Genomic DNA, 26125 nt, shown 5'->3' on the forward strand with positions numbered 1-26125 from the left:
TCCTAATATCGGGCATCGTGGAGCTAATTTTCAATGACGGATACCTCTGCTGGCACTGACCAGTCTTCACAATCATCATCCTTGCCAGTAGCACTGACCTCTTTTTCGGTGTTTCTCACCTATCTTACCGCTGGGCTAGCGCTGCCGGTGATCCCGCTGTATGTCCATCAGCAACTGGGCATGAATGATGTGATGGTCGGTATTGCGGTGGGGATCCAGTTTTTTGCCACCTTACTGACCCGCGGTTTCGCCGGTATCAGGGCAGATCAGCACGGGGCGAAACGAACCACCCTACAGGGTATGGCGGTCATTGTGATGGTTGGTGTCGCGTATCTGGCGTCCTCACTGCTCAACGGAGCGCTGGCGTTTCAATTTGGATTATTACTACTTGGCAGACTGTTACTCGGTTTTGGTGAAAGCTTGCTGTTTACCGGCAACCTGACATGGGGATTAGGGCTTATTGGCGCAAAACGGTCCGGTATTGTGATGTCCTGGAATGGGATGGCAATTTACGGCGCGCTGGCCGCTGGTGCACCGTTAGGGGTGTGGATCCAACATCACTACGGTTTCAGCGGTGTCAGTCTCGTCGCGTTGTTCTGCCCATTACTGGCGTTATTGTGCAGTTGCCGTATTGCCTCAGTGCCGGTGAATTCTGCAGAACGGATCCCGTTATTCAGTGTCGTCCGCCAAGTATTTTCCCCGGGGGTGATACTTGCTTTGCAGGGAGTCGGTTTTGCCGTGATCGGCGCCTTTACATCGCTCTATTTTGCCGATAAACATTGGGGTAATGCGGGCTATACCTTGACTGTGTTTGGCGTCGCTTATGTGATGGTCAGGGTATTATTTGGCCACTTACCGGACAGAGTGGGCGGGGTCCGCGTGACACTGGTGTCGCTGCTGGTGGAAACCGTGGGTCTACTGCTACTAGGTTTAGGCAACCATGAGTGGATGGCGTTCACCGGTGCAGCCCTGACCGGTTGTGGTTGTTCACTGGTGTTCCCGGCGATGGGCGTCGAAGTGGTCAAAGCTGTTGAGGCGCGGGTTCGGGGCACTGCTTTGGGCTGTTACTCCGCCTTTCAGGATGTGGCCTACGGAGTGACCGGTCCGCTGGCAGGGGTGTTGGCGAACGGATGGGGTTATCCTGCTGTTTACCTAGCCGGTGCTGGCTCTGCCTTTGCGGGGCTTAGTATCAGTGCGTTATTACTGTTCTATCGAAAAAGTGCTGCCAGTGCCTGACAGGCGGTGAGAATTTCCGAGCGTTGTAGGGCTGAAAAACCTAAAATCCAGCCCATGATTTTCGGCTCGGTTACGCAGAGCGGTGAAACCGGTGGCAGGATCAGGCCTTGTTCGGCGGCTCTACGGGTCAACAGACTTTCTTCGCCTACGAATAACTCGACAGTGAGTTGTAACCCCCCGCTGGCGGGCAAGATCCGTAGCGGTTGGGCAGTAAGCCTTTGCAGTTCTTCGGTCAGTAAGCGGCAGCGGCTGGCATACAGGGCGCGCATCCGCCGCAGATGTTGGGCAAATTGCCCCGATTGTATGAACGCGGCCGTGACAGCCTGAGGGAGCTGTGGCGAATGTCCATCCATCAGGGTACGAGCCTTGACGACGCTATCGGTCAGAGCCTGCGGCACGACCATCCAGGCCAAGCGTAGGGAAGGGAATAAGGTTTTGGAAAAGGTCCCCAGGGTGATCACCCGCTCATGGCGGTCACCGCTCTGCAGTGCAGGCAGCGGATCTGCCTGATAATGAAACTCACCATCGTAATCATCCTCAATGATCCAGCTATTGGTTTTCTGCGCCCAGTCCAGCCATGCGCGGCGGCGTGCTTGGCTGAGTGACATTCCCAGAGGATATTGGTGCGCCGGGGTCAAATACACCAGCCGGGCAGGCGTGTCACTGATTATGGCTCCCTGCTCATCAAGCTGTAGCGGGCAGAGGTGGGCACCGGCCGCTAAGAAGGCATTCACTGCCCCGGGATAACAGACTTCTTCAACCAATACACTGTCTCCGGGGTCGAGCAGTAATTGACTTAGCAGCTGTAATCCCTGCTGCGAGCTACTGAGGATCACAATCTGTTGCGGCGTACACTGTATTTGCCGCGATAATCCGAGATAGGCGGAAAGGGCGGCCCGGAGATCACTCAGCCCCTGTGGATCGCCATAGCCCATCAGGGCAGTGCCACGGGTACGCAGCACCGATGCCGAAATTTTCTGCCACTCTGCCAGCGGAAACTCTCTGAGGTCAGGGCTACCGGCCGCAAAGGGCAACGGATGTCGTGGGTCATGGCAGCCACCGGTGGCCAGTATTTGCCTGCCCCGTGACGATAGCTGACGACGTGGTAGACCTCGGGGCGCAATCCGCGGCACTGGCCGGGCTTGGGTACTGACAAAGCTCCCCTTTCCTTGCTGCCGTGTGATCCAGCCTTCGCTCTCCAATTGGGCATAGGCAGCTTCGGTTGTGACTCTGGATAAGCCGAGATCTATCGCCAGTTGTCGGGTTGAGGGCATCTTTTGCCCTGAGATAAGAAATCCCTGATGAATAGCCCGTCGCACTGTTTCACAGACTTTCTCTCGGCGTGAGGTGACGGTCAGATCAGCAAATATCAGTAGCCAGGGGGAGGGGGTCATTGAGGTGGTCTTATCCTGAGCACGAAAGTGGTCTTATTAACGACAGTATCTGTGGATATTCTGTCTAAAACAACCATAGGGGATAGGAATGACACATCAGATGCTGTTACCTCAACTCTCGGCGGCAGAGACGTTAGCATTTTTGCAGCAGAAACTGGCCGTCTACACCGATGCTTGGGATTTGGCGGAGGCCCTACGGACAGGGGCTCCTGGTGTTCAAGTGCTGGATGTACGTGCCCCAGAGCGCTACCAGCAAGGGCATATCCCCGGTGCTGTCAGTTTCCCGCATCGGACTATGACCGCAGAGACGCTCGCGGCACTTGATCCTAATAAATGTTATATCACCTACTGCGACGGGATTGGGTGTAATGGTTCTACCAAGGGAGCGCTAAAATTAGCTAAGGCGGGGTTGTCGGTACGGGAATTGCTGGGCGGTCTGGATTTCTGGCTGCGTGACCAGCATCCGCAACTGAGCGGTGAACTGCCGGGTGAATGGCCCGTGGCTGGCACGGGCAAGGAGTGTGGCTGTTAAAGCAGAGTGTAAGCAGCGAACAGAATAATCAGTATCACCATGACCCAACATAACAGCGGGGTACGAGGCGCTACCGGTCGTGATGGGCATTCAACCGGTGGAGCACCGGTTGGCGTAGCTTCTTCACTGGCCGGTTTTGCCTTGGTCTGCTGTAGAGCATCCGCGCGGTGACGGAACAAGGCATTCAGTAACGCTTCGCCTTGGGCACCCGTTAAGGGTTGGTCAGCGGACAGCTGGAAATTTTGCTGTGCGTTGCGCGTGATTAACGCATGCTCTTGCGCTGACACCGGTTGTTTCAGCGATTGCAGTAAACTCTGGAGGGTCACCGCAGTGGTTTCGGTACTTAGGGCAAGACGTGCGCTCAGGTACTGTGACAGCAGCGGGTAATAGCGGGAAGGGATCGGATCACCATTTTTCAGGGCTATCAGGCTGAAAAGATTCTGCCAAACTGCGGCGTGCGTACCGCCACCCGCGATCGTCAGCTTGATCACCAGTTGCTGTAGGTAACGGTGCTCTGCGGGCAGTAGACTACGGTCACTGGCCGGGGTCAGTTGCGGCGATGGAATATCCATGCTGCCATTCTGTAAACTGCTCAACACCTGCTCCAACTGGGGGCGGGTTAGTGAGCTGAGTACTGTCTGGCCAAAATGATGACGGATGTAATGACTCACTGCCTGACGGTTATTACCTTTCGGCAGTAGATCGGTCAGTTGCTGTAATAGCACCCGCTCAGAGTGGCTGTTTTGTGCTTGGCGTAATTTTTCCGACAGCCACTGTTCCGCTGCCGGGAAATGGCTGGACAGGAGTTCATTGTCATTTCTTACGCCCGCTTGATGACGGATCCCGGCCCATAGTTCAGCGGATTTTAACGAACTGATCGCCATAATTTTGACAATAATTCTCTCCAGCGTCGTACGCTGCTCGGTGGTCAGCGGCGCAGCGGAAGCAGAAGAAGGAAAATCAGACGGATGAACAGAGGAGGTTCTGTCATCCGTGGCCTCAGAAGGGCCGCGGAGTGGTTGCATGACAATCATTCCAGCAAAAGAGGTTTCAGGCCGGGGGTGAGCCGGAGTGGAGTCCGGTTATGATAACAATCCCCCCGCCAAATCCCAAGTGCCGCGGAGAGAATAGTCGCTATTTCTGTGTGAAAACGTCAGTAGGAACCTATGGCTTTACTGGGGCGACGTAACGGGATACGCAACCGTTGAGCTAGGATCACACCCGCCAGGGTAAGTCCCCCGCCGGTGAGATGCCAGCTGTGTAGCTGTTCATGTAAGAACAAAATGGCAATCACCGCGGTAAACAGTGGCGATAAATTCAGGAAAATACTGGCGGTATTGGCACCAAGACGGATAACGCCTTGGATCCACAGATAGGGTGCCAAGATAGAGGCAGGTAACGCCGCAAACAGCACTAATGGCAGGTTCTGAGCGGTCAAGTGGATATCCGTGGTATGCACAAACCCCGGGATCAGCATAAGCACCGCAAATAAGATCTGCATATACAGACTTTGCCAGTGGGGCAGGCGACTGAGGTCAGCGGCCCAGCGTTTGGTTAACACCCCGTACAGTGCATAGGCCGCCGCGGCCGCCAGCATCAAAATCTCCCCTTTTCCTAACCCTTGATGCAGTAACTGGGCGGGATGCCCCTGACTGACCAGTAGGGTCAGGCCACAGAGCGACAACAGCGCCCCACTGATAATGCCCAGGGTGGGGGTAAGGCGCAAAAAGAACAGGCTGAATACTACTGTCAGCAACGGAATACTGGCGACCAGTATTCCAATAAACAGGGCACTGACCGTTTGCGCGGCGTAATAGGCAAGGCTTTGATAGAGCACCATTCCCAGGGCACCGAGGGTCAGCAATTTTAGCAAGTTACCCCGTAAGGCGGCCCGATGACGGATCAGACCAGGCAGTGTCAGGGGGGTCAGAACCAGCAGGGCGATTGCCCAGCGGTAAAAGGAGATGGCTTCCGGGGTGATCAGCCCAACTGTCATCTTACTGACCACAGAGTTGACCGCCCAGATCACTACGGCGCCCAACGGGAATAAAAAATTCATAACCGATCCTTAATACGTCACAACCTGCCGTGCGGACGGCAAGTACAGAGAAAAAATCAGCGAATCATTTTTCGCGCCCTAAGATGACCGGATCTGGGGGAGTAAAGCAAGGGCTGTGACCCATAATCACGGATGTTTTCGCGCAAGCTTTATGCCAGAATGTTCACAAATTTCAGCCACCACAGGATCTGTGCAGTGAAAATTGTTGTTGATGAAAATATGCCCTATGCCCGCGAACTGTTCAGCCAGCTTGGCGATGTCGATGCTGTCGCAGGGCGTTCGCTGACCCGTGAACAATTGACCTCTGCCGATGCCTTGATGGTCCGCTCGATCACTCAGGTGGATCAGGGATTACTGGAACAGACAGCAGTACGCTTTGTCGGTACCGCTACCGCCGGGATGGATCATCTGAATACCGCGGATTTAGATGCAGCAGGTATCGCCTGGTCAGCCGCACCGGGGTGCAATGCGATTGCGGTGGTGGAGTATGTGTTCTCCGCATTATTGATGCTGGCGGAGCGCGATAACTTTCAACTGACTGACCGAACCGTGGGGATTGTTGGGGCCGGTAATGTAGGTGGACGCCTGCAGCGCCGTCTAGAAGCACTGGGGATCCGCACCCTGATTTGTGACCCGCCACGGGCTGATCGTGGTGACCAGGGTGAGTTTCACTCGTTGCAGACGTTAGTGGAACAGGCAGATGTGATCACCTTCCACACGCCGCTGTTCAAAACAGGGCAGTACAAAACTCTGCATATGGCCGACGAAACCTTACTGGACGCATTGTTGCCAGGCACCATATTGATCAATGCATGCCGCGGACCGGTGGTGGACAATCAAGCATTACTGTCTGTGCTGGAGCGGCGCACCGATCTGTCGGTGGTACTGGATGTTTGGGAACCAGAGCCTGAACTGTCACTGCCGTTGCTGGCAAAAGTGGATATCGGTACCGCCCATATCGCCGGATATACCTTAGAAGGTAAAGCCCGTGGCACCACCCAAGTCTTTGAAGCTTGGTCGGCGTTTATTGGTCAGCCACAGCAGGTGGCGTTAGCCGACCTATTACCCGCACCGGAGATCCGCGAAATCACGGTCAGCGGCGAGTATCAACAGTCTCTGCTAAAACGTCTGGCCCATCTGGTGTATGATGTGCGGCTCGATGATGCACAGTTGCGTGCAGTGGCAGCCGTGCCCGGTGAATTTGACCGTCTGCGTAAGCAGTACTGGGAGCGTCGTGAATGGTCATCATTGCAGGTTAACTGCGATAACGCTGCCACGGCTGAAAAACTTCAGCAACTGGGCTTCACGACAATATTTACCGGTGATTGCTGATCCCTACAGCGATACCCCTTTTTATTCAGGCGGTGTAATACACCGCTTTATTTTTTGTTTTCTGGAGTAATTCAACATGTCTGACGGCTGGAATATCGCTGTTTTAGGAGCAACCGGTGCTGTGGGCCGCGCGGTACTGGAGTTGTTAACGGAGCGTCAGTTCCCGGTTGGCGAATTATTTTTATTAGCCACTGAGAACAGTGCCGGAGAAACGGTACGTGTTGACAGTAAAAATTGCATCGTCACCGATGCCGGTGACTTTGACTGGTCCCAGGCGCAATTGGCCTTTTTTGTCGCCGGCACTGACGCCTCTGGGCAATATGCTGAACAGGCGGCCAACGCTGGATGTCTGGTGATTGACAGCAGTTCGCTGTTTGCCTTGTCACCGGATGTGCCGCTGGTGGTGGCCGATGTCAACCCGCAAGTGCTGGCTGACTACCGCAATCGTAATATTGTGTCGGTGGCCGACAGCTTGGTCAGTCAGCTGCTGTGTGCCCTTAAGCCGGTGATGGACAATGCTGGCCTGGGCCGCTTACAGGTGACTAACCTGATCAGCGCCTCCAGCCATGGTAAAGCCGCGGTGGATGGATTGGCAGGAGAGAGCGCCCGCTTACTGAACGGTGTGCCCGCAGAGCAGCACTATTTTGGTCGCCAGTTGGCGTTTAACCTGTTACCACTGGTACCGGACGAGCAGGGGAGCGTAGCAGCTAATCGCCGTATGGTCGATCAGGTGCGTAAAATCCTGCAGGATGAAGGTTTGCCAGTATCAGTCAGTTCAGTCCAGACGCCGGTATTCTACGGCAATGCTCAAAGTGTTCAGGTCGAAACCTTACGTCCCTACTCGGCAGACGAAGCTCGCGGTGATCTGATGCAAGTTAGCGATATTCAACTTAGCGATGAAGATGACTATCCGACTCCCGTCGGTGATGCCATTGGTAATGGTGCCCTTTGCCTGGGTGCCGTACATAACGATTATGGTATTCCTGAACAGTTGCAGTTTTGGTCAGTGGCCGACAATGTCCGTTTCGGTGGTGCCTTAATGGCCGTCAAAGTCGCTGAGCGTCTGGTGCAGGAGTATCTGTAAGTATGTCTGAGGTGAAAACACTGAAGATAGCGCTCGGGGTTGAGTATGATGGCAGCAGTTATTATGGCTGGCAGCGTCAGCCGGATGTCCGCAGCGTACAGGGCTACCTTGAGAAGGCATTATCCAAAGTGGCTGACCATGAAGTGAATGTGTTTTGTGCGGGCCGCACCGATGCTGGCGTGCACGGCACCGGCCAAGTGGTTCACTTTGAAACTACCGCGCAGCGTGCTGATGGCGCATGGACGTTAGGCGTCAATGCTAATTTACCCAAAGACATCGCCGTTCGCTGGGTAAAAACCGTCGCTGAAGATTTTCATGCACGCTTCAGTGCTACTGCCCGCCGCTACCGTTATATTATTTATAACCAGCGGTTGCGCCCGGCGATCCTCGGGCAGGGGATCACGCATTTTTATCATCCTCTGGATGCTGAAGCAATGCACCGAGCGGCGCAAAGTCTGTTAGGCGAGAATGATTTCACCTCCTTTCGTGCCGTGCATTGTCAGTCGCGGACCCCGTGGCGCAATATCAGCCACGTGCAGGTCTGGCGGCAGGGTGCTTTTGTGATCATCGACATAAAAGCCAATGCATTTGTCCATCATATGGTGCGCAACATTGTCGGCAGTTTGATGGAAGTCGGCTGTGGTAATCGCCCGGAATCCTGGATGGCAGAGTTGTTGGCGGCTAAAGACCGAAAACTCGCTGCCGCTACCGCACGGGCGGAAGGGCTTTATCTGGTGGAAGTGGATTATCCGCCACAGTTTGAATTACCTCGTCCGGCTCCCGGCCCGCTGTTTTTGATGCAGGATAATGCTGCTTTTACAAAGGTTAACTGACCATGGAATATATCCATTTTATCATTGATTTTATCCTGCACATCGATGTGCATCTGGCACAGCTGGTGGCAAACTATGGACTGTGGATTTACGCGATCTTGTTTGTGATCATCTTCTGCGAAACTGGTCTGGTAGTGACACCTTTCCTACCTGGAGACTCGCTGTTGTTTGTCGGTGGTGCGCTGGCCGCTCTGCCTAGTAATGATCTCAATATTCATTTGCTGCTAGCGGTTATCGTGGTGGCCGCTATTCTCGGTGATGCGGTGAATTACAGTATTGGCCGGCTATTTGGTGAGAAACTGTTCAGTAATCCTCAGTCCAAAATTTTTCGTCGTAGTTACTTGGAAAAAACCTACGGGTTCTATGATAAACACGGCGGAAAAACGATTATACTGGCGCGCTTTATTCCTATTGTCCGGACTTTTGCACCGTTTGTCGCGGGTATGGGTAAAATGTCTTACCGCCGTTTCGGGCTGTTCAACATTGCCGGCGCATTGGCATGGGTTCTGCTGTTCGGCTATGCCGGTTACCTGTTCGGTGACCTGCCGGTGGTGCAGAAAAACCTTAACTTACTGATCGTTGCCATTATTGTGGTGTCGGTCCTGCCGGGCCTGATTGAGTTCTGGCGGCAGCGTAGAAAGATGAGTACAGAAAAATAGTTTTTTCTGTAGGACGACGACCGCTCAACCAGATTTTTATCCACAGTGCCGACAGGTTGTGGTTTAATGGGCGTCATTTAGCGGCTGTTGAATAAAAATTCAGCAGGAACAATATCACTGGAAAAACCCAGGTTCAAACAGAAAGGTCATCAATGAGCTGGATTGAACGAATTCTTAGTAAGAACAATGTCACCCCGACGCGGAAAGCGAACATTCCTGAAGGGGTATGGACCAAATGTGACAGTTGTGAGCAGGTTCTGTATCGTGCAGAACTAGAGCGCAACTTGGAAGTCTGCCCGAAATGTGATCATCACATGCGTATGCATGCCCGTGATCGCCTGACCCACTTTATGGATCAAGATACTCTGACTGAGCTGGGTAGCGAGCTGGAACCGAAAGATGTATTAAAGTTCCGTGATTCCAAGAAGTATAAAGATCGCATCCTAGCGGCACAGAAAAGTACCGGTGAGAAAGATGCTCTGGTGGTCATGAAGGGTGAGCTGCACGGCATGCCAGTTGTGGCTGCGGCCTTTGAGTTTGCCTTTATGGGTGGCTCGATGGGATCAGTGGTCGGGGCTCGTTTTATCCGTGGTGTCGAATATGCCTTGGAAAATAACTGCCCATTTATCTGCTTCTCAGCCAGTGGCGGCGCCCGTATGCAGGAAGCATTGATGTCACTGATGCAGATGGCGAAAACCTCTGCTGCATTGGCTAAAATGCGTGAGCGTGGATTACCTTATATTTCGGTACTGACAGACCCAACCATGGGGGGCGTCTCCGCCAGTTTCGCGATGCTGGGTGATCTTAACGTAGCTGAGCCGAAAGCGTTGATCGGTTTCGCAGGACCGCGTGTTATCGAACAGACGGTGCGTGAAAAACTGCCGCCGGGCTTCCAGCGCAGTGAGTTCCTGATCGAGAAAGGGGCGATTGATATGATTATTCGTCGTCCTGAAATGCGCTACAGGTTGGCCAGCTTACTAGCGAAGATGATGAATCTGCCGGCACCGCTGCATGATGGCGAACAGCCTGAAGTAAAGGCCGAACCGGAACAGAATGACGCCTGACACGTATGAAAAAGACGCTTTTATAGCGTCTTTTACTTATGCACCGTATAACACTCTCGGGACCTATGGAAAATTTTCACCACCCTCAGGCCACATCATCCCTTGATTCGTGGCTGACCTATCTAGAAAACCTTCACACCAAGGCGATTGAGCTGGGCCTGGACCGTATCCGTCGTGTGGCGTCACAGCTCAACTTGCTAAAACCTGCACCGTTTGTCTTTACGGTGGCGGGAACAAACGGCAAGGGGACGACCTGTCGGACTCTTGAAGCGCTGCTAATCGCCTCAGGCTATCGGGTCGGCGTCTATAGCTCACCGCATCTGGTGCGTTATACCGAACGGGTGCGTATTCAGTCACAGGAACTCACTGAGGCGGATCATACCCAAAGCTTGGCATTTATCGATCAGGGCCGTGCTAAGACGTCATTGACCTATTTTGAGTTCAGCACACTGTCTGCCCTGCATCTATTTCGCGAAGCGGACCTGGATGTGGTGATCTTGGAAGTGGGGCTAGGTGGCCGTCTCGACGCAACCAATATCGTCGATGCGGATGTCTCGGTGATCACCAGTATTGCCCTCGATCATATTGACTGGTTGGGGCCGGACCGCGAAAGTATTGGCCGAGAAAAAGCGGGTATTTTCCGCAGTGGCAAACCGGCAGTGGTCGGTGAACCGGATATGCCATCCTCCATCAGTCAGGTGGCTACTGATAAAGGGGCTGTATTGCTACAGCGTGATCAGCAGTGGTCTTATCAGGATCATGGCGATAGCTGGGATTTCCGTGATATACGCGGTGAGATTAGCCGGTTACCTTTGCCGCAGGTGCCGCTGCCGAATGCGGCGACTGCCTTAGCGGCATTGCGGGTCTCAGGACTGCAGGTGAGTGAGGTGTGTATCCGTGAACAGCTGGCGGACATTGTGCTGCCAGGGCGTTTTCAGGTGATCAGCGAGTCACCCAAGGTGATCCTTGATGTCGCCCATAATCCCCACGCGGCAACCTACTTGGCATCACGATTGGCGGCACTAAAACCTACCGGTAAGATCAGGGCTGTGGTCGGGATGCTGCATGATAAGGATATTGCTGGCACACTGGCGGCGCTGTGTCCGCAAGTGGATATCTGGTACTGTGCCTCGTTGGAAGGACCGCGCGGTGCCAGTGCGGACGAGTTAGTGAGCCAGTTACCGGGGGCGACTGCTTATGAATCAGTTGAAATGGCCTGGCAGACAGCACAGCAACAGGCTGACAGTGACGATATTATTCTGGTGTGTGGCTCGTTCCATACGGTTGCTCAGGTAATGACCGCTGTCTCAGGAGAGCAGGGAAATGGCAAGTAAATTTCAAAACCGCATGGCAGGCACCATTATTCTGGTAGCCATCGGGGTAATTATTCTGCCGGGTCTACTGGACGGTAAGAAAAAACATTATAAAGAAGAATTCGCGGCTATCCCGCTGGTACCAAAACCGGGTGACCAGCAGGAGCCAGATCTGGTGCCTCCGGTGACACAGCCGTTAAGTGGTACGCCAGCCTCGAAACCGGTCAGTTCGGTGCCGGGGATTACTACGGCGGCTCAAGGCAGCGCTGCCTCCGCGGATGAACAGAGCGAGTCTGAAAGCAGTGGTGCAGCAGCAGCGGGCAATAGCGCAAATACTGCTTCGGCTCATAGCGCTTCCTCCTCTGCTGCGCAGACGGCTGAAGCGCAGGAGAAACAGCAGCAACAGGCAGATGCCGCCCGTGCTCGTCAGCAGCAATTGGCGCAACAGCGTCAGGCGGAACGTCAGGCACGTGCAGAACAGCAGGCCAGCGATGCTGCCGCCGCTAAAGCTAAGGCCCAGCAGCAACGTGAAGAACGTGAGCGTCAACGGGCTTTACAAGCGCTGAATGGTAATGCATCGACTCCGGCATCTCAGCCGACGGCTGATCGTCAGGATACCCCGGCCGGTGCAGCGTGGGTTATCCAGCTGGGGGCGCTGCGTAATGCTGCTCGCGTCAGTGAGATCGTCTCGCAGTTGCGTGCTGCTGGCTTCCGGGCATACTCGCTGCCATCGCAACCGGTACAAGGCCAGATCAACCGTATCTTGGTGGGGCCGGACAGTTCGAAGAGCGCACTGCAAGGGCAGGTTGCTGAACTGAAAAGCAAAACGGGTTTAAGCGGCGTCGTCAGGCCCTATTCTGCGCGCTGAGTGATACCATGACTGGCAGGCCAATACTGTCGGTTAACCCACTGTAATTAAGTGGGTATTTCACATTTTGTAGACGGGGAATGACAATGATGGTCATTCCCCTTTTTTCTCTTCATCTAGGGGTAAAACGGTACGCAAACGTTTTCTTTTTCTGATAAACTGCGCCCCGAGCAGATTACAGAAAGGATTATGTTGCGCCGGAAACAATCATGAACTGGATTGATTACGTTATTATAGGCATCGTCGGTTTTTCATCTCTGGTCAGCCTGATCCGAGGGTTTGTCCGTGAAGCCTTATCTTTAGTCACCTGGGGATGTGCGTTTTTTGTTGCCAGCCACTATTTTTCCGATCTGGCCGTCTGGTTTACCGGGTTCCAAGAACCTATGGTACGAAATGGTGTCGCTATAGCAGTGCTGTTTGTCGCAACACTGATTGTCGGAGCAATTGTGAACTACGTGATCGGCACCCTGGTTGAGAAAACGGGATTGTCTGGCACTGACCGAGTTCTGGGTGTCTGCTTCGGGGCGATAAGGGGCGTGCTGATTGTTTCTGCACTCCTGTTTTTCCTCGATACCTTCACCGGGTTTTCGAAGAGCAGCGATTGGGCTCAGTCACAACTTATTCCGCAGTTTAGCGTGATCATCAGATGGTTTTTTGATTATTTACAGAGCACGTCGAGTTTTTTACCTCGCACATAGCGTGTGGGGGGATGCGGCTTTAATGAGGAAATGACACCATGTGCGGTATTGTCGGTATCACCGGATTTCTGCCGGTTAACCAGTCTATTTATGATGCATTAACAGTGTTACAGCATCGCGGTCAGGATGCAGCGGGTATCTGTACCATTGATGGCATGAATTGCTTTCGTTTACGTAAAGCAAATGGACTGGTGAGCGATGTGTTTGAAGCACGTCATATGCAGCGCCTTCAGGGAACGATGGGCATTGGCCATGTTCGTTACCCGACAGCAGGTAGCTCAAGCGCCTCCGAAGCCCAGCCTTTTTATGTTAACTCTCCTTACGGGATCACCCTGGCACATAACGGTAACCTGACCAATGCCCATGAGCTGCGCTCTCGTCTGTTTGAACACGGACGCCGCCATGTGAATACCACCTCAGATTCCGAAGTGCTGCTAAACGTGTTTGCCCAGGAACTGGATCGCTTCCAAGATTACCCGCTGTCTGCGGACAATATTTTCAGCGCCGTGGAATGTCTGCATAAGCAGGTTCGCGGTGCCTACGCGGTGGTTTCCATGATCATCGGCCATGGTATGGTGGCGTTCCGTGACCCTAACGGTATTCGTCCACTGGTACTGGGTAAACGTGTACTGCCGGATACCCGTGTTGAATACATGGTGGCCTCTGAAAGTGTGGCACTGGATACCCTGGGCTTTGAGTTCCTGCGTGATGTCGCACCGGGGGAAGCGGTTTACATTACTGAGAAAGGGCAACTGTCCACCCGTCAGTGTGCTGAGCATCCGAAATACCATCCGTGCCTGTTTGAGTATGTTTACTTTGCCCGTCCGGATTCTTTCCTCGATAAAATCTCGGTTTACAGTGCCCGTGTGCGTATGGGTACTAAACTGGGCGAGAAAATTGCCCGTGAGTGGGAAGACTTGGATATCGATGTGGTGATCCCTATCCCAGAGACGTCCACCGATATCGCCTTGGAAATCGCCCGTATTCTCGATAAGCCTTACCGTCAGGGCTTTGTCAAAAACCGCTACGTTGGCCGTACCTTTATCATGCCCGGCCAGCAAATGCGCCGCAGTGCGGTCCGCCGTAAACTGAACGCTAACCGTGCGGAGTTCCGTGATAAGAACGTGTTGCTGGTGGATGACTCGATTGTACGTGGCACCACTTCGGAGCAGATTATCGAGATGGCCCGCGAAGCAGGCGCGAAGAAAGTGTATCTGGCGTCTGCGGCACCAGAAGTGCGTTTCCCGAACGTCTATGGTATCGATATGCCAAGCGTCACCGAGCTTATCGCCCACGGCCGTGAAGTCGAGGAGATCTGTCAGTTGATTAAAGCCGATGCACTGATCTTCCAAGACCTGAACGATCTAATCGAAGCGGTACGTGAAGAGAACCCAGAAATCACTGAATTTGACAGTTCGGTGTTCGACGGTGTCTATGTCACCAAGGATGTGGACCAAGGCTACCTCGACTATCTGCAGTCATTGCGCAACGATGACGCCATGGCTGTTGCCCGTCAGACCGAGACGGAAAACTTGGAATTGCATAACGAAGGCTAAGTCCGCGTTACGCACTGACCACAGCAACGGGGCGACTTTCGCCCCGTTTTTTTTGGCGAATCTATTCGCCTCGTGGGCGGCACCCGCGCTATCATACGCCTTTTACGCAGTGCGGAGCAGTGATGAAAAGACTGATAGTGGGCATCTCCGGTGCCAGTGGGGTGATCTACGGCATCCGTTTATTGCAGGTTTTGCAAGCGTTGCCGGATACCGAAACTCATCTGGTCATGAGTCAGTCCGCCCGCCAGACCCTGGCCTTGGAAAGTGACTATTCGGTACGCGATGTCCAGGCATTGGCCGATGTAGTCCATGATATTCGCGATATCGGTGCCAGCATCTCCTCCGGCTCGTTTAAGACCCACGGTATGGCGTTATTGCCCTGTTCCATGAAAACTCTGTCCGGTATTGTCCACAGTTATAGTGACAACTTATTGACCCGGGCGGCGGATGTGATCCTCAAAGAGCGCCGGACACTAGTGCTGGGGGTGCGAGAAACGCCGTTACACCTCGGACATTTACGGATGATGACCACCGCTGCCGAAATGGGAGCGGTGATTATGCCGCCGGTTCCGGCTTTTTATCACCGCCCCGAAAAGGTGATGGACATTGTCGATCAGACAGTCAACCGGGTATTGGATCAGTTTGATATCGAACTGCCGGAGGAATTGTTTGCTCGCTGGCAGGGCAAAACCCCCTCATAAATGCATTATCACCGTGCAATAATACTCAAAGGCACCATTATGGTGCCTTTGGTGTTTTTTAATGGTGCATGAACTGGCGCGCTGATAAGGATTCGACGGCCGCAAAGCCGCTATTTAGCGGGCGGCGCGTGCTTTGTTTTTCTAGAACAGAATGGGCAAAGGCTAGCGCAATCTGGCATGAAATATGCAAAACTATCTTGGTACACACAACATTCGTCAGTAAACACTATAAAAAAACTAATCAGAGGGTAATGTATGAAGAAGCGTATTGTGGCTCTTTCGATAATGCTGGCCTGCTCCAGTGTCGGTAGCGTATTCGCGGCTCTGCCGACAACACTGCGCATTGGTACCGATCCTACCTATCCTCCTTTCGAGTCTAAAAATGCTAACGGACAGATTGTCGGGTTTGACATCGACCTCACCAATGCTATCTGCGAGCGCATCCACACCAAATGTGTCTATGTGGAAGGGGATTTCGATGGTCTGATCCCATCGTTAAAAGCCGATAAGATCGATGCCATTATTTCTGCACTCTCTATCACTCCACAGCGTGAGCAACAGATCGATTTCTCTGAAAAACTCTACGCTGCGAATGCACGTTTGGTCGCAGTGAAAGGTTCGCCACTGCAGCCTACCCTGGCATCATTGAAAGGTAAAACCATCGGGGTACAACAGGGGACTACTCAGGAAACCTACGCCAACAAATACTGGCGTCCGAAAGGGGTTAACGTGGTGTCCTACGCTAACCAGGATCAGGTCTATCAGGATCTGAATGCCGGACGTATCGACGCGGCCTTCCAGGATGAAGTACAGGCCGGTGAAGGCTTCCTGAAGAGCTCAGTCGGAAAAGGCTATGCCTTCGCGGGCCCAGCGGTGAAAGACGATACGATTTTTGGTGTCGGTACCGGTATGGGGATGCGTAAAGGGGATACACAGCTGAAAAATGCGGTGGATAAAGCCTTCGAATCGATTCGTAAAGATGGGACTTACGACAAACTGGCGAAAAAATACTTTAACTTTAATGTGTACGGCGATTAACTCGCACTCAGCTGCCCGCCATCGGCGGGCAGTGGTTGTTTCTTTTGTTGCAGGAATTATTTGATGCTCTATGGATATACCGACGTCATTGTAAAAGGCGCACTGGTCACTATTGAACTGGCATTAAGCTCTGTGGTACTGGCCGTCCTATTAGGGCTTATCGGTGCGGGCGCAAAGTTATCGAAAAGTCGTGTGCTAAACACGGTGTTTGGACTCTACACCACTATTATTCGCGGTATCCCGGATCTGGTGCTGATGCTGTTAATTTATTACGGGTTACAGATAGCCCTAAACCAGGTAACCGATGCCTTGGGACTAGGGCAAATCGATATCGACCCAATGGCCGCCGGGATCACCACTATCGGTTTTATCTACGGTGCCTATTTTACTGAAACGTTCCGCGGCGCTTTCCTATCAGTGCCTAAAGGACAGATCGAAGCTGCGACGGCATATGGGATGACCTCATCACAGGTATTCCGTCGGGTTCAGTTCCCATTAATGATGCGCTTTGCGCTGCCAGCTATCGGTAACAACTGGCAAGTGATTCTGAAAGCGACGGCACTTGTCTCACTGCTGGGCCTGGAAGATGTAATCAAAGCCACTTCGTTGGCCGGCAAAAGTACCTGGCAGCCATTTTATTTCTCATTGGTGGCCGGGGCAATTTATCTGTTTTTTACCACGGTTTCTAATGGTGTGTTGTGGTGGCTGGAACGCCGCTATTCAGTAGGAGTGAAAAAGGCTGAATTATGATTGATATTCTTCACGACTATTGGAAGTCCTTGTTATGGACCGATGGTTACCACTTCACTGGTGTTGCCATCACCCTATGGTTACTAGTGTTGTCAGTGGTGATTGGTGGTGTAATGGCTATCTTCCTAGCAATTGCCCGCGTCTCATCAAACCGCTTTATCAGTATGCCGGTGTGGCTGTTTACTTATGTTTTCCGCGGGACGCCGCTGTATGTGCAGTTACTGGTGTTTTATACCGGTATGTATACCCTGGAAGTGGTTAAAGGTAACGAATTGCTGAATGCTTTCTTTCGCAGTGGTATGAACTGCGCGGTGCTGGCATTCACCCTAAATACCTGCGCCTATACCACCGAAGTGTTCGCCGGTGCGATCCGCTCGGTACCGCACGGTGAAATTGAAGCGGCCAGAGCTTATGGGTTCTCGACCTTTAAAATGTACCGCTGCATTATTTTGCCGGCGGCCTTACGTATTGCCTTACCAGCCTACAGCAACGAAGTGATCTTGATGTTGCACTCTACCTCCTTGGCGTTTACTGCCACTGTGCCGGATGTGCTGAAAGTTGCCCGAGATATCAATGCCGCGACCTATCAGCCGTTTACGGCCTTTGGTATTGCCGCGGTGATCTATCTGGTCATCTCTTATTGCCTGATCATGCTGTTCCGCAAGGCGGAACGTCGCTGGTTAACCCATGTTAAATCCTGATCCCGCTGAGTATAACTATGTCTGAATTAAAATTAAGTGTGACAGAACTTCATAAACACTATGGAGAACATGAAGTTCTTAAAGGGGTTTCGTTACAGGCTGCGGCAGGTGATGTGATCAGTATCATCGGATCGTCTGGGTCTGGGAAAAGTACCTTCTTACGCTGCATCAACTTCCTCGAAAAACCGAGCGAAGGATCGATTGCCCTGAATAACGAAAATATTAATCTGGTGCGCGATAAAGACGGCCAGTTGAAAGTGGCTGACAAAGAGCAACTGCGTAAATTGCGTACTCGCCTGACCATGGTATTCCAGCACTTCAACCTATGGAGCCACATGACGGTACTGGAGAATGTGATGGAAGCCCCAGTACAGGTGTTAGGGGTAAGTAAGCAGGAAGCGCGTGAGCGTGCCATCCGTTATCTGGATAAAGTCGGGATTGATGCCCGTGCCCGCGAAAAATACCCAGCACACCTGTCCGGTGGTCAGCAGCAGCGTGTATCGATTGCCCGCGCATTAGCGATGGAGCCGGAGGTACTGCTGTTTGATGAGCCGACGTCGGCACTCGACCCAGAGCTGGTCGGTGAAGTACTGCGCATTATGCAGAAACTGGCGGAAGAAGGGAAAACCATGGTGGTAGTGACCCATGAAATGGAGTTCGCCCGTCACGTTTCTAACCAAGTGATCTTTCTCCATCAGGGTAAAATCGAGGAACAGGGGGATCCAGAAACGGTGTTCAGTCAGCCGAAAAGCCCGCGCTTACAGCAGTTCTTGTCCGGTGCGCTGAAGTAATGGATTTGCCGGGCAGGGCTGTATTGTGGTGGAGCGCAAGCTCACTTTCCGGACTCACTTACGCTGTCTGAAACCTGTGAGGCTAGGGACTAGCAGGGAGGCGTGTGCCGTTTAGCGAAACCAATGCCAGTCAGGTTAACGAAAAATGTGGCTTAAGCCATTATTTAACACTAACTTAACGCCCGGAGTTGTCGTTGTCTGCTAGAATCGAATTTTCCGGGTATCTGCGAGATAAAAGGGTTACAGATGGTGGAGCAAGTTCCTGAAAACGATATCGAATGGGTTGATATTGTGAATGAAGATGATGAAGTCATTAAGACGGCCAGTCGTGCGGAAATGCGCGCTGAATGTCTTCGTCATCGAGCAACCTATATCGTGGTGCATGATGGAATGGGAAATATTTTGGTGCAACGGCGTACTGATACCAAGGACTTTATGCCAGGCAAGTTGGATGCTACTGCTGGCGGAGTGGTCCAAAGCGGCGAAGATATTCTGACTTCAGCCAGACGTGAAGCCGAAGAAGAGCTAGGGATTGCCGGAGTGCCATTGGCGGAACACGGTAAATTCTACTTTGAGGATAGTCACTGCCGAGTATGGGGGGGATTATTCAGCTGTGTCTGCCATGGGCCTTTTGCTATGCAGGAGAGTGAGATCGCGGAAATTTTCTGGATGACACCGGAAGAGATCACCGTGCGTTGTGATGAGTTTACCGATGATTCACTGAAAGCACTGTCGTTGTGGATGAGCCGTAACAGCGAGGGGCGTCGTGCCTCGGATGAGTTACACGGCTAACAACGTTCTTATATCACGGCAGGCCACAGGTGGCCTGCCGTGATCATTACTGCTTACCTTCCGCCTGTTCAGACTGGATCGCAGTCAGTGCAATCGTGTAGATAATATCATCCACTAATGCACCGCGTGAGAGATCGTTGACCGGCTTACGCATCCCCTGCAGCATCGGACCGATAGACACCAGATTAGCTGATCGTTGTACCGCTTTGTAGGTGGTATTACCAGTGTTGAGGTCGGGGAAAATAAACACGGTGGCACGTCCGGCTACCGCGGAATTCGGGGCCTTTGACTTAGCCACATCCTCCATAATCGCCGCATCGTACTGCAGCGGACCGTCAATAATCAGATCAGGACGTTTTTCTTGCGCCAACCGAGTGGCTTCACGTACTTTCTCGACATCGGTCCCCGCACCAGAATTGCCAGTGGAGTAAGAGATCATCGCTACCCGTGGTTCAATACCGAACGCTTTCGCCGAGTCAGCAGACTGAATGGCAATTTCTGCCAGTTGCTCTGCATTCGGGTCTGGGTTTATCGCACAGTCACCGTACACCAGTACTTGCTCTGGCAGCAGCATAAAGAATACCGATGATACCAGTGAGCTGTCAGGCGCGGTTTTGATCAGCTGCAAAGGCGGACGAATGGTGTTAGCGGTGGTATGCACTGCACCAGATACCAAGCCGTCGACTTCGCCTTTCTCTAACATCAGGGTTCCCAGCACCACATTGTCTTCCAGTTGTTCTCTGGCGACAATATCGGTCATTCCTTTGTTTTTGCGCAGTTCGACCAAGCGGGGAACATAGTTCTCGCGAACCTGTTTCGGGTCGATGATATCAATGCCATCACCAAGCGTCACTTCCTGAGTGGCAGCCACCCGATGGATCTCGCTGGGATCTCCGATCAGCACACAACGGGCGATGCCCTTGGCCGCACAGATAGCTGCCGCTTTAACGGTACGGGGTTCATCCCCCTCAGGTAATACGATGCGTTTTGCTGCCTGACGGGCTAACTCAGTCAGTTGGTAACGGAACGCCGGCGGTGATAGCAGACGATTACCGGCGACGGCAGTCCCCAGAGAATCGATCCACTCACGGTTGATATGGCCTGCCACAAACTCTTGGATTTTCTCAATCCGTAGTGTGTCGTCTATCGGTACTTCTAGGTTGAAGCTTTGCAGATTGAGTGAGGTCTGCCACGTGTTCGTGTTCACCGTAAACACCGGCAGGCCGGTTTGTAGTGCACGGGCACACAACTGACGGGTCGCAGGGTCAATTTCGTAGCCTCCGGTAAGCAGGATAGCCCCAATTTCAGTGCCATTCATCGCTGCCAGGCAGGCCGATATCAGTACTTCTGGGCGATCCGCAGAGGTAACCAGTAAAGAGCCTGGACGGAACAGATCCAGCATATGCGGCAGGCTACGGGCGCAGAAAGTCACCGAACGGATACGACGGGTGGCTATATCCCCTTCATTGATGATTTCTGCATTCAGATGACGGCACATATCAATAGCACGGGTCGCAATCAACTCTGGCTCCCAGGGAATGGCGCCAAGGACCGGCAGCGGGCTACAGGCAAGCAGTTGTTCACTGTTCAGTGAGGCACAGGTCGACTCTGGGGCATTTTCAAAAATTTCTGACAGATCAGGGCGGGTGCGGCCCTGCTCGTCGAGAGGGGCATGCAGTTTATTGAAGATGATACCGCGAATATTTTTGTTCTTTTTGCCACCGAAACTGCTCTGCACTATCTCGATACGCTCCTTAAGCTGAGCCGGAGACTCCTGTCCCGGAGACATCACAAAGATGATTTCGGCATTCAGCGTGCGGGCGATCTCATAGTTAAGCGTATTGGCAAACTCATGCTTACGGGTCGGCACCAGACCTTCGACAAGGACGACATCCGCCTCGCCTTGCTGGCCATGAAAGTGTGAGAGGATCTCTTCCATCAGCACATCTTGCTGGTCACTGCCGAGCAGGTTTTCCACGTAAGACATCGGCAGGGAGTCCGCCACGGAAATGCCTGATGTATGACGGACAATGGCGGTGGTATGGTCATCAGCATCCGTGTTTAAACGGGGTTGGGCGATGGGTTTAAAGATGCGAAGACGCATACCTTTACGTTCCATCGCACGGAGAACACCCAGGCTGACACTGGTCAGTCCGACACTGGTGCCGGCAGGAATGAGCATAATGGTACGGGACACTTTCGACCTCTCTGCTGTATTAGGGTCTTAGAAAAATACCGCCACAGTGGGCGGTATCAGTGAAAATTAGGCGGTGAGTTTCGCTGCATCACGGGCAATCACCAGCTCCTCATTGGTCGGGATCACCATCACTGGGCGGGTTCCTTCGGCATTGATAAAGCCAGCCTGACCGAAACGGGCCTCGAGGTTACGGTCATGATCGATACTGAAATTGAGCAGCCCCAGTTTCTGCATGGTCAGCTGTCGTACTGTGGCTGCGTTTTCGCCGATACCGCCAGTAAAGATGACCGCATCCAGGCGGCCTTCCATCAGAGAAGTGTAAGCGCCAATATATTTGGCCAGACGGTGGCAGAAAACATCCATCGCGCGGCGAGCTTCATCCAGTTGCGGGTAGTTTTCCTCAACATAGCGGAAATCATTGGTGATACCGGTCAGACCCAGCAGCCCTGACTCTTTTGTCAGCATGCGATTGATCTCATCGGTGGTCATTCCCAGGCTGTCATGCAGGAAGAAGATAATCGCTGGGTCAATATCACCGCTGCGAGTCCCCATAACCAGACCTTCCAGCGGGGTCAGGCCCATGGAGGTGTCGACACATTCACCGTTACGAATAGCCGCCACCGAACCACCATTACCCAGATGACAGGTAATCACATTGAGGGTCTCTACCGGCTTATCCAGCATTTTGGCCGCTTCACGGGAAACGTAGTAGTGGCTGGTACCGTGGGCACCGTAACGGCGGACACCATGCTGTTGATACAGGTTATAGGGCAGGGCATACAGGTAAGAGGCCTCCGGCATCGTTTGGTGGAAAGCCGTATCGAACACCGCGACATTTTTATTTTTAAGATGCGGGAAGTTTTTTAAGGCTTCTTCGATGCCGATCAGGTGAGCGGGGTTATGCAGTGGGGCAAAACAGGATGCCGCGGTGATTTTATCAATCACCGACTGATCAATAATCACCGAGCGGGTCAGGGTTTCACCGCCATGGACAATTCGGTGGCCGATGGCGACGATCTGTTGGGATAATGCTGGTTGTTGCGGCAGGATATGCGTGACAATAAAGTTCAGCGCTTCGCTATGTGCAGCCCCGGCACCTAGCGCAGCCTCCTGCTTGCCGCTCTCCTGTTTCCATTTGATGCGTGCCTCGGGCAGATTAAAGCATTCTGCCAGACCGGAAAGATATTCATCACCGTTTTCCGGGTTTATGATGGCAAACTTAAGAGAAGAACTGCCGCAGTTGAGAACCAGGACTAACTTACTCGACATGGAAGCACCTATTTGTTTAAAGTGGCGATGAAAGATATTTTCAGACGCCAGCTAATGTAACCTATCGAAGCTGACAGAGGCAGGGTAAACCAGTCTGACTGGTTAAAATATTGTCCCTACTCAAATAAAAGAGTTATTTTTACATAATATTTTGAGTTTCTCAGGCATTCTGGACCGTTTTCGCACGGACAGAGTGTATCGTATCGGTTACTGGAAAGTCTGTGTTATTGAAAATCCTGCGAAATTTTATCTCATCTGCGGTTCGGGTTACCATAACGCACTGTCAGTCTATAAAGAAGTGAGGAAACCATGAGCTCATCAGGTAATGTCAGCTGGATCGGTGTGTTGAAGCGCGGACAGCATTACATGGAGACCTGGCCGGACGATAAACGTCTTAGCCCGGTGTTCCCCGAGCAACGTATCCGTAAGGCGGTACGTTTTGGTGTCCGCTTTATGCCACCGCTGGCGGTCTTCACCCTCTGCTGGCAGATAGCCCTGCATGCACAGCTTGGGCCGGCAGTGGCTAGTGCGCTATTTGCCTGCAGCTTACCGGTGCAGGGACTGTGGTGGATGGGTAAACGTTCATTGAAGCCCTTACCCCCGGCGTTGCTAAAGTGGTATCACTCACTGCGGGAAAAACTGGAACAGGCAGGACAACCGACGGCGCTGCCGGAAGGGACACCGACCTATCAGTCACTGGCGGATCTGTTAAAACGAGCCTTTCGTCAATTGGATAAGGCCTTCCTTGATGATCTCTAAGCAGGGAGCCAGACGACTCCCCGCATGAGTATGAGGCGGTTATTCTTCGGGATAGCCGCTGATCTTATCTAAGGTCGTGCTGCAACTAGCACAAAACACCTCCATAAAATCATTCACTTCCGGCATATTCTGACGCAGTTCAGCTATTTTTTCTTCGAGCCCCTGCTTCACATGTACAAATTCGTCGTTGCGAAAGCGCAGTTCATTGAGTGCCTTAATGTAGGCAGAAAGAATATCGGCCGCTTTGACAATCGCCTTGTAGCGCGGGTCGACATTTTCTTGGATGACCAGATCGGAAAAGGCATCGCGCAAATCTTCCGGTAAGGTTTTCAGACACTCTTGTTCCGCCAAGGTCTCTAACTGCTTAAAGGCTCGGGTAAACTGCGGATTATGATATTTGGTCTTCGAGTTAATATCTTGGAGCTTGGTTTCCGATACTTCATGATAGAGGGCGATGACCGCTGCGCGTTCCGGATCCAGCGGATTGTCATAGCGGCGATTGCCAATCACTGTCAGTAAATGGGCAATAACCGCTACTTGATGGCTATGTTCGGCGATATTTTCTTCCTGTACGCAGTGCATGAGTGCCCAACGTTTGATCAGGGGCATCCGGGTGATCCAAGCCATAAAGGTACTTTGCTTTTTCATAGAGGTTTCTCTGGCGGAAAATCAGTAGACGGGAGGATAAGGCTAGCCTGTTTGTGTTGTGGCGGTGGGAGGATTCTGCTGGCCAGTTCGCCTAAGCGAACCGGCCAGTCGGGGTCACTGGTGATAATGCTCCAGGAAACGGCCAAATTTGCCAATAGCCTGTTCCAGCTCATCTGCCCGCGGCAGGGTTACAATGCGCACATGGTCAGGGTAGGGCCAGTTAAAGGCGGAACCCTGTACCAGCAGCACTTTTTCTTGCAGCAGAAAGTCGAGGACCATTTTCTGGTCATCGTGCAGATTAAACTTTTTCGGGTCAATACGTGGGAACATATACAGGGCACCGTCTGGCTTGACGCAACTTACCCCAGGAATATCATTGATCATTTCCCAAGCACGGTTACGTTGCTCATACAGTCGGCCGCCAGGTACGATAAACTCACTGATACTTTGATAGCCACCGAGCGCAGTCTGGATAGCGTGCTGGGCCGGGACGTTGGCACATAGCCGCATCGACGCCAGCATCTCCAGCCCCTCAATATAGCCTTTGGCGTGTTTTTTCGGTCCGTTGAGTACCATCCAACCCTGACGGAAACCTGCGACGCGATAGGTTTTAGACAGTCCGTTAAAAGTGACGGTCAGCAGATCCGGTGCTAAGGCGGCAATCGAGTGGTGCTGGGCGGCATCATAGAGGATCTTGTCATAGATCTCATCGGCGAAAATGATCAGGTTATGCTGACGAGCGATTTCTACCACTTCCAACAGCAGCTCTTTGCTGTAAACCGCGCCGGTCGGATTATTCGGGTTGATGATCACAATGCCGCGGGTACGCGGGGTGATTTTGGCGCGGATATCATCCAAGTCCGGGAACCAACCCGCGGACTCATCGCACATATAATGAACGGCTTTGCCACTGGATAATGAGACGGATGCGGTCCATAACGGATAGTCCGGAGCCGGAACCAGCATTTCATCACCGGTATTGAGCAGCGCTTGCATCGACTGGACGATCAGTTCAGACACACCGTTTCCGATATAAATATCTTCGACGGTTACGTCGCGCATACCCCGTTCTTGATAGTGCTGCATAATGGCTTTACGCGCAGAGTAAAGGCCTTTTGAGTCGCTATAACCCTGCGAGGTAGGTAGGTTTTTGATCACATCAACCAAGATCTCATCCGGCGCTTCGAAGCCGAATGGAGCAGGGTTACCAATATTCAGTTTGAGAACCTTGTTGCCTTCTTCTTCGAGACGTTTTGCTTCCTTGAGCACCGGACCGCGGATGTCGTAGCAAACATTATCGAGTTTTGCGGATTTTTCAATTTTAATAGTCATTATCATCGCCTTGCTTAACAGATATCCGTGTCTATGCCCGGAGGTCAGACCTATAAATGTACTCTTCTGATACGCCCAAAAGAAGGGGAAAGGTAATTTTTAGCGTATTGTTAAGATTAACAGAGATGGTAACGATGTTATATATTAACCATGATTTATTTATTAGCTACATTATCTATAAGATGTTATGTATTTAGTGTTTTATATTGTTGCTTGCCATGTAATTCATGTGACTGATTAAGTTCGTATAAAAAATGAACCTCTGCGTATTTCACAGTTTCTTGCGGATTTAATCGTTAGTTAGTATTGATAGTTAATAAGAGTAATAAATTAGTATTTAATCGTGATGATAAGAATTTTTTTAAAATCTCCCTGAAATCAGCCATTGATTGAGATAATTCCGCTAAACATTCCCTTTTTTTTGATCTTTTTTTTGGCAAAAAAAGTATCTTCTTCTTTTAAATCATGCTGATAAGGTTAACTCTCCGAATTATGCTGTGCTATATTGCTGATCTTTCT

General features: G+C 52.1%; 25 protein-coding genes. 18 read left to right on the plus strand and 7 right to left on the minus strand.

Annotated elements, in window-relative coordinates; all coding sequences use genetic code 11:
• Positions 1-33 precede the first annotated feature (33 nt).
• Positions 34-1236 (plus strand): arabinose transporter, encoded by a 1203-nt coding sequence (locus DW47_RS0115900; protein ID WP_029687419.1) that lies wholly within the window; start codon positions 34-36, stop codon positions 1234-1236.
• On the opposite strand, the gene pdxR is transcribed toward DW47_RS0115900, so the two are convergent.
• Positions 1209-2630 carry a MocR-like pyridoxine biosynthesis transcription factor PdxR gene (gene pdxR, locus DW47_RS0115905; RefSeq protein WP_029687420.1) on the minus strand — a complete coding sequence of 474 codons (1422 nt, stop codon included), beginning with the start codon at positions 2628-2630 and terminating at the stop codon, positions 1209-1211. The two genes, DW47_RS0115900 and pdxR, sit on opposite strands and share 28 nt — an antisense overlap.
• A gap of 88 nt (positions 2631-2718) precedes the next feature.
• On the opposite strand from pdxR, the gene DW47_RS0115910 reads away from it, so the two are divergent.
• Entirely contained in the window at positions 2719-3162 is a 444-nt protein-coding gene (locus DW47_RS0115910) for a rhodanese-like domain-containing protein (RefSeq protein WP_029687422.1), read from the plus strand.
• On the opposite strand, the gene flk is transcribed toward DW47_RS0115910, so the two are convergent.
• On the minus strand, positions 3159-4187 hold the full coding sequence (gene flk, locus DW47_RS0115915) for a flagella biosynthesis regulator Flk (protein ID WP_029687423.1): 1029 nt from the start codon (positions 4185-4187) through the stop codon (positions 3159-3161). The genes DW47_RS0115910 and flk overlap by 4 nt on opposite strands.
• 128 nt (positions 4188-4315) lie before the next feature.
• On the minus strand, positions 4316-5221 hold the full coding sequence (locus DW47_RS0115920; protein ID WP_029687424.1) for a DMT family transporter: 906 nt from the start codon (positions 5219-5221) through the stop codon (positions 4316-4318).
• A gap of 159 nt (positions 5222-5380) precedes the next feature.
• Between DW47_RS0115920 and pdxB the strand changes: the two genes are divergently transcribed.
• The 15 genes from pdxB to yfcD all read left to right on the plus strand — a co-directional run bounded on the left by pdxB (position 5381) and on the right by yfcD (position 19401).
• Positions 5381-6553, plus strand: coding sequence for a 4-phosphoerythronate dehydrogenase PdxB (pdxB, locus tag DW47_RS0115925; protein ID WP_051150986.1), 1173 nt, complete (start codon positions 5381-5383; stop codon positions 6551-6553).
• A gap of 76 nt (positions 6554-6629) precedes the next feature.
• A complete protein-coding gene (locus DW47_RS0115930) occupies positions 6630-7637 on the plus strand; it encodes an aspartate-semialdehyde dehydrogenase (protein WP_029687426.1) in 1008 nt (335 codons plus the stop codon).
• 2 nt (positions 7638-7639) lie between these two features.
• Positions 7640-8470, plus strand: coding sequence for a tRNA pseudouridine(38-40) synthase TruA (gene truA, locus DW47_RS0115935; RefSeq protein ID WP_051150987.1), 831 nt, complete (start codon positions 7640-7642; stop codon positions 8468-8470).
• Between the two features lie 2 nt (positions 8471-8472).
• On the plus strand, positions 8473-9129 hold the full coding sequence (locus DW47_RS0115940) for a DedA family protein (protein ID WP_029687428.1): 657 nt from the start codon (positions 8473-8475) through the stop codon (positions 9127-9129).
• A 152-nt stretch (positions 9130-9281) separates the two neighbouring features.
• Positions 9282-10193: an acetyl-CoA carboxylase, carboxyltransferase subunit beta gene (accD, locus tag DW47_RS0115945; RefSeq protein WP_029687429.1), complete on the plus strand. Its 912-nt coding sequence runs from the start codon at positions 9282-9284 to the stop codon at positions 10191-10193.
• 65 nt (positions 10194-10258) lie between these two features.
• Complete coding sequence (gene folC, locus DW47_RS0115950) at positions 10259-11527, plus strand: bifunctional tetrahydrofolate synthase/dihydrofolate synthase (RefSeq protein ID WP_029687430.1); 1269 nt, start codon at positions 10259-10261, stop codon at positions 11525-11527.
• The gene (gene dedD, locus DW47_RS0115955) at positions 11517-12374 is read left to right on the plus strand and encodes a cell division protein DedD (RefSeq protein WP_029687431.1); all 858 of its coding nucleotides are present in this window, start codon (positions 11517-11519) and stop codon (positions 12372-12374) included. The genes folC and dedD overlap by 11 nt, the downstream gene beginning before the upstream one ends.
• Positions 12375-12583: 209 nt before the next feature.
• The gene (gene cvpA, locus DW47_RS0115960) at positions 12584-13072 is read left to right on the plus strand and encodes a colicin V production protein (protein ID WP_029687433.1); all 489 of its coding nucleotides are present in this window, start codon (positions 12584-12586) and stop codon (positions 13070-13072) included.
• A gap of 38 nt (positions 13073-13110) precedes the next feature.
• Positions 13111-14628, plus strand: a complete 1518-nt coding sequence (gene purF / locus DW47_RS0115965) for an amidophosphoribosyltransferase (RefSeq protein WP_029687434.1) — start codon at positions 13111-13113, stop codon at positions 14626-14628.
• A 122-nt stretch (positions 14629-14750) separates the two neighbouring features.
• Positions 14751-15329: a UbiX family flavin prenyltransferase gene (locus DW47_RS0115970; protein ID WP_029687435.1), complete on the plus strand. Its 579-nt coding sequence runs from the start codon at positions 14751-14753 to the stop codon at positions 15327-15329.
• Between the two features lie 255 nt (positions 15330-15584).
• Entirely contained in the window at positions 15585-16367 is a 783-nt protein-coding gene (locus DW47_RS0115975) for a lysine/arginine/ornithine ABC transporter substrate-binding protein (protein WP_029687436.1), read from the plus strand.
• 63 nt (positions 16368-16430) lie between these two features.
• Positions 16431-17117, plus strand: coding sequence for a histidine ABC transporter permease HisQ (hisQ, locus tag DW47_RS0115980; RefSeq protein WP_029687437.1), 687 nt, complete (start codon positions 16431-16433; stop codon positions 17115-17117).
• The gene (locus DW47_RS0115985) at positions 17114-17818 is read left to right on the plus strand and encodes an ABC transporter permease (protein ID WP_029687439.1); all 705 of its coding nucleotides are present in this window, start codon (positions 17114-17116) and stop codon (positions 17816-17818) included. Before hisQ ends, DW47_RS0115985 begins: the two co-directional genes overlap by 4 nt.
• 17 nt (positions 17819-17835) lie before the next feature.
• Complete coding sequence (gene hisP, locus DW47_RS0115990; RefSeq protein WP_029687440.1) at positions 17836-18609, plus strand: histidine ABC transporter ATP-binding protein HisP; 774 nt, start codon at positions 17836-17838, stop codon at positions 18607-18609.
• A gap of 246 nt (positions 18610-18855) precedes the next feature.
• Positions 18856-19401, plus strand: a complete 546-nt coding sequence (gene yfcD / locus DW47_RS0115995; protein ID WP_029687441.1) for an NUDIX hydrolase YfcD — start codon at positions 18856-18858, stop codon at positions 19399-19401.
• A gap of 46 nt (positions 19402-19447) precedes the next feature.
• Here the strand turns inward: yfcD and pta are convergent, their stop codons facing one another.
• Positions 19448-21583 carry a phosphate acetyltransferase gene (gene pta / locus DW47_RS0116000; protein ID WP_038027659.1) on the minus strand — a complete coding sequence of 712 codons (2136 nt, stop codon included), beginning with the start codon at positions 21581-21583 and terminating at the stop codon, positions 19448-19450.
• Positions 21584-21664: 81 nt separating this feature from the next.
• Entirely contained in the window at positions 21665-22867 is a 1203-nt protein-coding gene (locus tag DW47_RS0116005; RefSeq protein WP_029687443.1) for an acetate kinase, read from the minus strand.
• A 309-nt stretch (positions 22868-23176) separates the two neighbouring features.
• Here DW47_RS0116005 and yfbV point away from each other — a divergent pair, with 309 nt between their 5' ends.
• The gene (gene yfbV, locus DW47_RS0116010; RefSeq protein WP_029687444.1) at positions 23177-23626 is read left to right on the plus strand and encodes a terminus macrodomain insulation protein YfbV; all 450 of its coding nucleotides are present in this window, start codon (positions 23177-23179) and stop codon (positions 23624-23626) included.
• A 39-nt stretch (positions 23627-23665) separates the two neighbouring features.
• Here the strand turns inward: yfbV and yfbR are convergent, their stop codons facing one another.
• Both yfbR and DW47_RS0116020 read right to left on the minus strand, forming a co-directional pair.
• Positions 23666-24274, minus strand: a complete 609-nt coding sequence (gene yfbR, locus DW47_RS0116015) for a 5'-deoxynucleotidase (RefSeq protein ID WP_029687446.1) — start codon at positions 24272-24274, stop codon at positions 23666-23668.
• A 114-nt stretch (positions 24275-24388) separates the two neighbouring features.
• A complete protein-coding gene (locus DW47_RS0116020; protein ID WP_029687447.1) occupies positions 24389-25606 on the minus strand; it encodes a pyridoxal phosphate-dependent aminotransferase in 1218 nt (405 codons plus the stop codon).
• Between the last annotated feature and the right edge of the window lie 519 nt (positions 25607-26125).

The organism is Tatumella saanichensis (assembly GCF_000439375.1).
GTDB classification, from domain to species: domain Bacteria; phylum Pseudomonadota; class Gammaproteobacteria; order Enterobacterales; family Enterobacteriaceae; genus Tatumella; species Tatumella saanichensis.